An 8118-nucleotide genomic window follows, 5' to 3' on the forward strand; every position below is an offset into this window, starting at 1 on the left:
GAACTCGACGGTGCTCCGTTCAAGTTCTTCGCCAAGAACCGCGAAGTCTGGGCCAAGACTGAATCCTACACCTACCCGGGTCCGATCCAGTACTGGGGTCCGAGCGAAGTTTGCGACATCACGAACTTCACGATCAAGCTGGAACGTGGTGCTTTGAAGGTCAAGTAATTGACTTGAAGGCTTCCCCGCAGTGGGTTGTCATCCCCGACTTGGTCGGGGATCTCCAAGCATTGAAAAGTCCCTCGCATTTTCGCGAGGGATTTTTTTATGTTTATAAACAAGGAGCTACATTATGGCGTGTGCTGATTGCAAATTTCGGGCCAGGTACGACGAGAATCCCAAATCGTTGCTCGGGCGTTTCTGGCGGTTCCACATCAACTTCTGCCCTGGTTGGAAGTCTTACTTGAAGAGCCTCTCTGACGAGGAACGCGCAAAAATCGCCGAGAAATACGGAATCAAGTAATGGAAAAGCAGCGGGAGATATATGCCGAATGGCTGCGCATCGTCGCTGCGTTCGTGGTGGTGTTCCAGCATACGGTCACCTCCATCTGGTACGATACGCCAGTCAGCTCCGAAGACTTCATCGCGCTCAATTTTATGAACAGCCTCTCGCGATTCGGCGTGGGCGTGTTCATCATGATAAGCGGGGCGTTCATGCTATCGCCCAAGTACCCGCACACTCCCGAAAAAATCCTGAAGCACAACTTGCCGCGCGTCCTTATCCCGCTTGTTTTCTGGGTTACCGTATACGGCGTCGTGGACGCTGTTTCCGGGGCCGTGAAGGCGGGCACGCCCATCGGCGAGAACATCGCGGCGCTGCTGACGGCACCGCTCGATTTATTCACCGAACCCGCGACGCACCTGTGGTTCCTCTACACCATCGCGGGGCTGTACATCATCACGCCCGCTTTGCGCGTGTTTACCGAGCATGCGAGCAAGCGCATGGTGCTGTACGTCATTGCGCTGTTCTTCTTTTTCGGGCTCGTGCTGCCCACCACGAGCCATATTCTCGACAAGGTATTCGATTTCACGCTGTACAGGAACATCCGCATCCGCGGTACCACGAGCTTTGCAGGGTTCTACCTCACCGGATTCTACATCGCGCAATACGGGGTCCCGCGCATCGCCCGCCGCGTGCTTTACGGCGCGGCACTGCTCTCGTGGTTCCTCGCGTTCTTTTATTCGACATACTTCAGTCTTGTCCGCGCCGCGCCCAACGAGTTCTTCTTCGGGAACTTCAGGCCTACCACGTTCCTTGTCGCGGCGGGCATCTTCTGCTTTTTCCGCGAAAAGTTCCGCAACCGCACCAGCAACAGCAAGGCGCTCGTCGCTATTTCGGGATGCATGCTCGGCGTGTACGTAGTCCATCCGCTGTTCATCAAGGCCTCTTACGGCCTCGGATTCACGCCGGTAGACCCGAGCCCGCTCATCACCTCGCCCATCATGGCGGTAATCTTCTTTACGCTTTCGCTGGGCGTCGTCTTTGTAGCGCGCCAGATTCCGGGACTCAAGAAAATCCTGTGATAAGCGAATAAAGCTATTCTTTTATAGCAAAGCAGCAGGCAAAATGCTCTTCGCCCGCGTTGGCAGTGCCTGCAAGACGTTGCGGCGGCAATTCTTCCGAGCGGCACTTTGCCTGGATTTCGGCGGAGGCCTGCATGCATTTTTCGCAGCGGTCGGCAAAGCGGCAACCCTTCACAAAGTCCTTCGGGTGCGGCACGGAGCCCGGGATGGAGCGCAAGTTGCGCATGTCGCTGTGGTTCTCGGGAATGGCGGCCAGAAGCCCCTGCGTATACGGGTGCATCGGATTGTCAATCACATCGCGCACGGCTCCGCATTCCACGATGCGTCCGGCGTACATCACCGCCACGCGGTCGGCGTACTGCGAGACGATTCCCATGTTGTGCGTAATCAGGAGCACCGCGGTGCCGGTCTTTTCGGCCATGTCCTTGAGCACTGCCAACACCTGCGCCTGCACTGTCACGTCCAAGGCGGTCGTCGGTTCGTCGGCAATAATCAGCTTGGGTTTAGGGAGCAGCGCCATCACGATGCACACGCGCTGCAGCATGCCGCCCGAAAGTTCGTGCGGGTAGGAATCCAGAACGCGGTCGGGGTCCTTGAAACCCGCCTGCAAAAGCATCTCGCGGATTGCGGTTATATGATTTTCGTCATTCCGGGCTTGACCCGGAATCTGGACTTCCCGTTCATTGCGCCCAGAGAACTTGAACACTTCCAGCAATTGCTTCTTGATGGTCACGACCGGGTTCAACGCCTGCATCGGTTCCTGGAATATGCACGCGATTTCGGAACCGCGTACCTTCTGCAATTCGGCAAGCGGAATCTTCGCGAGGTCCACGGGAGCATCGTCCGGCTTTTTGCCAGCATAGTACAGCACCGTGCCCTCGACAATCTGCGCGCCCGGCCACGGGAGTAGCCGCAGGATTCCCATCGCAGTCACGCTCTTGCCGCAACCCGACTCGCCCACGAGCGCAAAGAATTCGCCCTCGTTGATTTCGAACGAGACGCGGTCCGTCACCTGCAGCGGCTTGATGCCGTCACGCGGTTGGCCCTTCTTGTCGAATCCGAACGCCACCGAGAGATTGCGCACCTGCAGAACCGGCGAAGAACTACACATACCTGTCCCCCGATTTGGGATCCATTGCATCTCTAACACCTTCTCCAACGAAGGTGGTCAAAAGCAGCGTGATAAAAAGCGCGGCGACCGTGCTTACCGAAATCCACGGTGCGTAAAGGTTGTTGAGCCCCTGGCTCATGAGCTCGCCCCAGCTCGGCGTAGGCGGCTGCAGGCCGAATCCCAAAAAGTCAAGCGAAGTGAGGCTGCCGATTCCGCCGATGAGCGTGAACGGGAACAGCGTCACCACGGGAGTCATCGCGTTCGGGAGGATTTCCTTGAAAAACAGGTGACGATGCCCAAGCCCCAGGACTTTCGCCGACTGCACGTACGTCATGTTGCGAAGCTTGAGGAATTCCGCACGCATGTAGTAGCTGAGCGAAATCCAGTTGAACGCCGCCATGATGAGAATCAAGAGCCAGAAACTGCGGCCATAAATACTGCCGATGAGAATCACCACGTAGAGCATCGGGAGGCTCGACCAGATTTCTATCATACGCTGCATGCCGATGTCGTAGAACTTGCCAAGGTAGCCCTGGATACCGCCGATGACGATGCCGAGGAACGTCCCGAGAAGTGTCAGAAGCAGGCTGAAGCTGATGCAGATGCGAAACCCGTGAATCAGGCGGGCAAGTACGTCGCGGCCGTTGCTGTCAGTTCCGAGCCAGTGGCGTGCGCTCGGGGCAAACGGGGGCGTCCCGTCTTCGCTCAGGTCGGCCTTCAGCGGGTCATGCGCAATCGGCGGCATAATCGCCCACACTTCGGGGCATCCGCCCGCACGGGTAAATCCCTCGGCGGCATCTTCTTCGCATTCGCGCACATCGGCAAAAATTTTCGAGTAATCGGCTTCCGTCTGGTATTCACCGCCAAAATCGGCATCGCTGTACCGCGCAAACGCCGGGAAATACGACTTGCCCTCGTAACGCAAAAAGAGCGGCTCGTCGTTCACCGTCCAAGGGCTGGTAAGCGAAAGCAGGTACGCCACCACAAGCACCAAAAGCGACCAGAACGCACGCCTGTTCTTGCGGAAGCGCTTCAGGCGGTTCAGGGTCTCTTGCGTCAGGCGGAATTTCATGTTGCAAATTTATAAAAAACAGAGCCCACGCAAGCGCCCATGATTTTTTTTGACAAAAAAAGGAACATTTCCTCCAAAAAATCCGTTTTATAGGTAGAGGATGTCATGCCCGCCTCCGGGCGGGCACCTCCCTCTTGAGCCACAAAAAAAAGGAAAATATGAAACACAACTACTACATCTACATTCTCACAAACATCTATCGAACTGTATTCTATACAGGCATAACGAACGATCTTTTCCGTCGCATTATAGAACATAAGATCAAGATTAACGAAGGTTTTACAAACGATTACAATATAAACCGACTTGTTCATTACGAACTGTTCTTCAATATCAATGACGCCATTGCAAGAGAAAAACGACTTAAAAGATGGAATCGCCAATGGAAAATCAATCTGATAGAAAAGACAAATCCAGACTGGAAAGATTTGGCAGAATCTATTGGCGTTACCCCAGAAATCGTTAAATCAGCACGTTTCTCTTTGACTCGAGAAGGAGGTCCCCGACCAAGTCGGGGAAGACAAACGGACTGCAATCGCGAGGTCCCCAAATAAAAACTTTTCTATATTCCCACACATGATCGATCCCGAAAACGACCCGATACTGAACGCAAGTTCCATCAACAGCGAGGATTACTGGTTCCTGAAGCTGAACAACATGGAACAGCAGGAACCCGAAGCTGAATCCGCCGAAAAGACGGAAGGGAACGGCGCGAAGGAATGAAAGCGACCGTCGAGCACAAGCCTCAAAAAGAACGCTGCGTCTTGGTAGGAATCACGACGCCCAAAGTGCGCCCGTGGCTCGCCGGCGAACAGCTCGCGGAGCTTGGCCGCCTCGCCGAAACCGCCGGTGCCGAAGTCGCGAAGAGTTTTTTGCAGCGAGTACAGAATTTTAGCCCGGCCACGCTCATAGGCGAAGGCAAGGTGAACGAAGTCAGGCGCGCCCTCGAAGAAGAGAACGCCAAGATGGTCGTGTTCGACGACGACCTCTCGGGTTCGCAGGTAAGGAACCTCGAAGAACGCCTCCCGGGCATCAAGGTCCTGGACCGCACGGGGCTTATCCTCGACATCTTCGCGAAGCACGCCGTTACGGCGGAAAGCCGCCTGATGGTGGAAATCGCGCAACTGCAGTACATGATGCCGCGTCTCACCGGTGCGTGGACGCACCTATGCCGCCAGCACAACGGCGGCATCGGCACCAAGGGGCCGGGCGAGACGCAGCTCGAGACGGACCGCCGCATGATCCGCAAGAGAATCCAGGAGCTCAAGAAAAAGCTCGAGAAAATCGAGGACGCCCGCGAAAGCCAGGCAAACAAGCGCAACAACATCTTCCAGGTGGGAATCGTCGGCTACACGAACGCGGGCAAGTCCACGCTCACGAACCGCCTCACCGGCGCCGACGTGTACGTAGAAGACAAGCTGTTCGCCACGCTCGACAGCACCACGCGCAAGCTCTATCTGGACGGCGAAGACATCATCCTCTCCGATACCGTCGGGTTCATCCGCAAGCTCCCCCACAACCTCATCGAGACATTCAAGAGCACGCTCGGCGTGGCGGCGCATGCCGACTGCATCCTGGAAGTCGTGGACGGGAGCGCCCCCGACTACCGCGAGCACCTGGAAGTCACGCACAAGACGCTCGAGAACATCGTGAGCAAGGAGACGCCCCGCATCCGCGTGTTCAACAAAGCCGAAATCTGTGACGAGGCACGCCGCACGGAGCTGCTGCAGAACTACCCCGAAGCCATCCAGGTGAGCGCGAAGGAAAACATCGGCATGGAAAGGCTCCGCGCCGCCTTCAAGGAACAGCTGGAACGCTGGCACGAAAAGCGGGAAGCCCACGAACAGAAGCAGAAGGAACGCAGCGAAGCGCCTTGGCCGGAGTAACCAAATGTCATCCCCGACCTGGTCGGGGATCTCCTTCTTCACTGCAAGAAAAGGAGATGCCCGCCTAAAGCGGGCATGACATCCAAACAACATCCAACAACCCTATGAATAAACAAGAACTTAAAGAAAAATACGGCAAAAAGCGCGTGCCGCACGAGTGGCGCGGTACAGACAAGTTCACCGCGCTCGTCACGACATTCTTCGGCTCGGGAATGAGCCCGAAGGCACCCGGCACCATGGGAAGCCTCGCCGCCACGATTGTCGCCTACCCCATGGCCGTATTCAGCAGCCGATTCTGGTTCCAGTACACCCACGTCATCAACGAGCAGGCCACCGGCACCCGCACGTACGGGCTATTCCTTGTCGCCGCGCTCATCGTCTTTTTCGCCGCCATCCCCTCGGTCAAGAAAGCCATGAAGGACACCGGCACCGAGGACCCGGGCTGGATCGTCATCGACGAAGTCTGCGGCATATTCATGAGCCTCGCGTTCATCCCGGCCGAAATCATCCTCGCCCACCCCTGGATTCTCGCCATTGCATTCGGGCTGTTCCGCTTTTTCGACATTCTAAAGCCCCTCGGCATCCACCGCTTCGAAAAGTTCCCCGGAGCCTGGGGCGTGATGGCCGACGACCTCCTTGGAGGCATTTACGCGGGAATTCTGCTCCTGATTGGCCTCGTAGCGTCTGGCATCCTGCCATAGCTTTAAATTTTGGCCTTTCCATAAAAAAAAGTGAAAAAATGTGCAGTGAAACTATTGACATTTGCCCAATTGTGCATTATATTTGTAAGAGTCAACAACATAGGACTCTTTTGCGAGGTATAGAATGGAAGACGTCAAACGCAAGGAACTGACAAGCCGCCAGGCCGAAATCTACGAATACATCAAGAAGTATTCCAAGGAAAACCGCATGCCGCCCACCGTCCGCGAGATCGGCAACCACTTCGAAATTTCGTCCACGAACGGCGTACGCTCCATACTCGCCGCCCTCATCAAGAAGGGCTACATCAACCGTTCCCCGCGCCTTAGCCGCGGCATCGAAATCGTGAGCTCCGGCAAAGACCGCACAGACGACATCTCCCCGAGCAACACCATCGAAATTCCCATCATAGGCCGCGTCGCAGCCGGTACGCCGATTCTCGCCGTGCAGAACCTCGAGGGCACCGTCACCATCGACCGCGACTTCCTCGCCTGCCGCACCGACGTTTTCGCACTCCGCGTCAAGGGCGATTCCATGATCAACGCCGGCATCCTCGACGGCGACCTCATCTTCGCCCGCCAGCAGAAGACTGCCGACCGCGGCGAAATCATTGTCGCCCAGGTGGACAACGAGGCCACGGTCAAGTATTACCAGCCCCAGTCCGACCATATCGAGCTCAGGCCGGCGAACCCCAAGTACCGCCCCATCATCGTGAAGAACAACAAGGACTTCTCGATTGCCGGGCGCGTCATCGGCGTCATGCGTCGCGTCAGCTAAGGCTCCGAGCAAAAATATTTCGCAAAAAAAAAGGTTCACTCATGCGAGTGGACCGTTTTTCTATTCACTTGTCGAGACAGACTACTCGTCGAGGCTCGCGAGCTCTTCTTCCGCTTCCTTCAGGTCGGCAGCGTCCGGTCCGTCCATAAATTCGCCATCGTCATCGACTTCGTCCAGGGAATCCCCGCCCATGACGCCCATCTGGTATTCCACCTTGCGGGCTTCCTTGGACTGGCCAAGCTTCAGGATCATCGCGCATTCTTCGCAGTAACCCAGATGCTTGTCGACCCAGAATTCCGGCGAGACAAGATTGCGGTTGCAGCGGGTGCACATCTGGTTCGCGGCTTCGCGCGTGAAGGCGGCGTTCTGTTCCTCGAGTTCCTTGAGGATGCGTTCCGTCAGTTCTTCCTGCGTTTCTTCGGCGAGGGAAATCTTGTGGCGGATGGCAGACGTCGGTTTCCTTTCGAGCTGCTTGAGTTCGGAAGAGACCTTCTTCTGGTTGGACTTTTCTTCGTCTTCCTTGACTTCGATGAACATCGTCGTCTTGATAGGCTTCTTGCCTTCGGGGAGCAGGAACGAGAAGATATAGGCGGCCTTCTTCTTGGCGGCCTCTTCGGCGGCCTTCTTTTCCTCGGCGATGCGCTTCTTCTCGGCAGCCTTTTCCTCGGCTATTCTCTTCTTTTCGGCAGCCTTTTCTTCGGCAATGCGCTTCTTCTCGGCAGCCTTCTCGGCGGCCTTCTGTTCGGCGAGACGCTTCTTGTCGATAGCCGCCGTGGATTTCTTGGCGGCCTCGGCCTTCTTGGCCTGGGCATCCTTCTTTGCCTGGACGGCCTTCTTGGCAGGTTCGACCTTCTTAGCCGGAACGGCCTTCTTCGCCGGGGCGGCAGGCTTCTTCGCGGGAGCCTTCTTAGCCGGAGCGGCGGGCTTCTTCGCAGGAGCCTTCTTGACCGGGGCGGCCTTCTTCGCCGGAGCAGCCTTCTTGGCCGGGGCGGCGGGCTTCTTCGCGGGGGCAGCCTTCTTGGCCGGAGCAGCCTTCTTCGCGGGTGCGG

At 56.6% G+C, this 8118-nt stretch carries 10 protein-coding genes; 7 read left to right on the top strand and 3 right to left on the bottom strand.

Translation table 11 applies throughout. From position 1 onward, the window contains the following. Positions 1 to 292: 292 nt before the first annotated feature. Together B3M32_RS00775 and B3M32_RS00780 are read left to right on the top strand one after the other, a co-directional pair. A complete protein-coding gene (locus B3M32_RS00775) occupies positions 293 to 463 on the top strand; it encodes a hypothetical protein (RefSeq protein WP_290742423.1) in 171 nt (56 codons plus the stop codon). After that, positions 463 to 1524, top strand: coding sequence for an acyltransferase (locus tag B3M32_RS00780; RefSeq protein ID WP_290742426.1), 1062 nt, complete (start codon positions 463 to 465; stop codon positions 1522 to 1524). The genes B3M32_RS00775 and B3M32_RS00780 overlap by 1 nt, the downstream gene beginning before the upstream one ends. A gap of 13 nt (positions 1525 to 1537) precedes the next feature. Here B3M32_RS00780 and B3M32_RS00785 read toward each other — a convergent pair whose 3' ends face one another. Then, positions 1538 to 2635 carry an ABC transporter ATP-binding protein gene (locus B3M32_RS00785; protein ID WP_290742429.1) on the bottom strand — a complete coding sequence of 366 codons (1098 nt, stop codon included), beginning with the start codon at positions 2633 to 2635 and terminating at the stop codon, positions 1538 to 1540. Continuing rightward, positions 2628 to 3707 (bottom strand): ABC transporter permease subunit, encoded by a 1080-nt coding sequence (locus B3M32_RS00790; protein ID WP_290742432.1) that lies wholly within the window; start codon positions 3705 to 3707, stop codon positions 2628 to 2630. Before B3M32_RS00790 ends, B3M32_RS00785 begins: the two co-directional genes overlap by 8 nt. A 158-nt stretch (positions 3708 to 3865) precedes the next feature. Here B3M32_RS00790 and B3M32_RS00795 point away from each other — a divergent pair, with 158 nt between their 5' ends. The 5 genes from B3M32_RS00795 (at position 3866) to lexA (ending at position 7069) form a co-directional block, all read left to right on the top strand. Next, positions 3866 to 4261, top strand: a complete 396-nt coding sequence (locus tag B3M32_RS00795) for a GIY-YIG nuclease family protein (RefSeq protein WP_290742435.1) — start codon at positions 3866 to 3868, stop codon at positions 4259 to 4261. 22 nt (positions 4262 to 4283) lie between these two features. After that, positions 4284 to 4430 (top strand): hypothetical protein, encoded by a 147-nt coding sequence (locus B3M32_RS00800; protein ID WP_290742438.1) that lies wholly within the window; start codon positions 4284 to 4286, stop codon positions 4428 to 4430. Continuing rightward, positions 4427 to 5593, top strand: a complete 1167-nt coding sequence (gene hflX / locus B3M32_RS00805; RefSeq protein WP_290742441.1) for a GTPase HflX — start codon at positions 4427 to 4429, stop codon at positions 5591 to 5593. The genes B3M32_RS00800 and hflX overlap by 4 nt, the downstream gene beginning before the upstream one ends. Positions 5594 to 5697: 104 nt before the next feature. Continuing rightward, entirely contained in the window at positions 5698 to 6294 is a 597-nt protein-coding gene (locus B3M32_RS00810) for a phosphatidylglycerophosphatase A family protein (protein ID WP_290742444.1), read from the top strand. Between the two features lie 124 nt (positions 6295 to 6418). Next, the gene (lexA, locus tag B3M32_RS00815) at positions 6419 to 7069 is read left to right on the top strand and encodes a transcriptional repressor LexA (protein ID WP_290742447.1); all 651 of its coding nucleotides are present in this window, start codon (positions 6419 to 6421) and stop codon (positions 7067 to 7069) included. A gap of 81 nt (positions 7070 to 7150) precedes the next feature. Here lexA and B3M32_RS00820 read toward each other — a convergent pair. Further along, on the bottom strand, positions 7151 to 8118 hold a 968-nt coding region (locus B3M32_RS00820; RefSeq protein WP_290742450.1), incomplete at its 5' end, for a hypothetical protein.

The organism is Fibrobacter sp. UBA4309 (assembly GCF_002395745.1).
Lineage (GTDB): Bacteria > Fibrobacterota > Fibrobacteria > Fibrobacterales > Fibrobacteraceae > Fibrobacter.

What these genes read in the sequence shown, in the direction of transcription:
- B3M32_RS00775 (WP_290742423.1), top strand. Translation starts at nt 293, where the DNA reads ATGGCGTGTGCTGATTGCAAATTTCGGGCCAGGTACGACGAGAATCCC.
- B3M32_RS00780 (WP_290742426.1), top strand. Translation starts at nt 463, where the DNA reads ATGGAAAAGCAGCGGGAGATATATGCCGAATGGCTGCGCATCGTCGCT.
- B3M32_RS00785 (WP_290742429.1), bottom strand. Translation starts at nt 2,635, where the DNA reads ATGTGTAGTTCTTCGCCGGTTCTGCAGGTGCGCAATCTCTCGGTGGCG.
- B3M32_RS00790 (WP_290742432.1), bottom strand. Translation starts at nt 3,707, where the DNA reads ATGAAATTCCGCCTGACGCAAGAGACCCTGAACCGCCTGAAGCGCTTC.
- B3M32_RS00795 (WP_290742435.1), top strand. Translation starts at nt 3,866, where the DNA reads ATGAAACACAACTACTACATCTACATTCTCACAAACATCTATCGAACT.
- B3M32_RS00800 (WP_290742438.1), top strand. Translation starts at nt 4,284, where the DNA reads ATGATCGATCCCGAAAACGACCCGATACTGAACGCAAGTTCCATCAAC.
- hflX (WP_290742441.1), top strand. Translation starts at nt 4,427, where the DNA reads ATGAAAGCGACCGTCGAGCACAAGCCTCAAAAAGAACGCTGCGTCTTG.
- B3M32_RS00810 (WP_290742444.1), top strand. Translation starts at nt 5,698, where the DNA reads ATGAATAAACAAGAACTTAAAGAAAAATACGGCAAAAAGCGCGTGCCG.
- lexA (WP_290742447.1), top strand. Translation starts at nt 6,419, where the DNA reads ATGGAAGACGTCAAACGCAAGGAACTGACAAGCCGCCAGGCCGAAATC.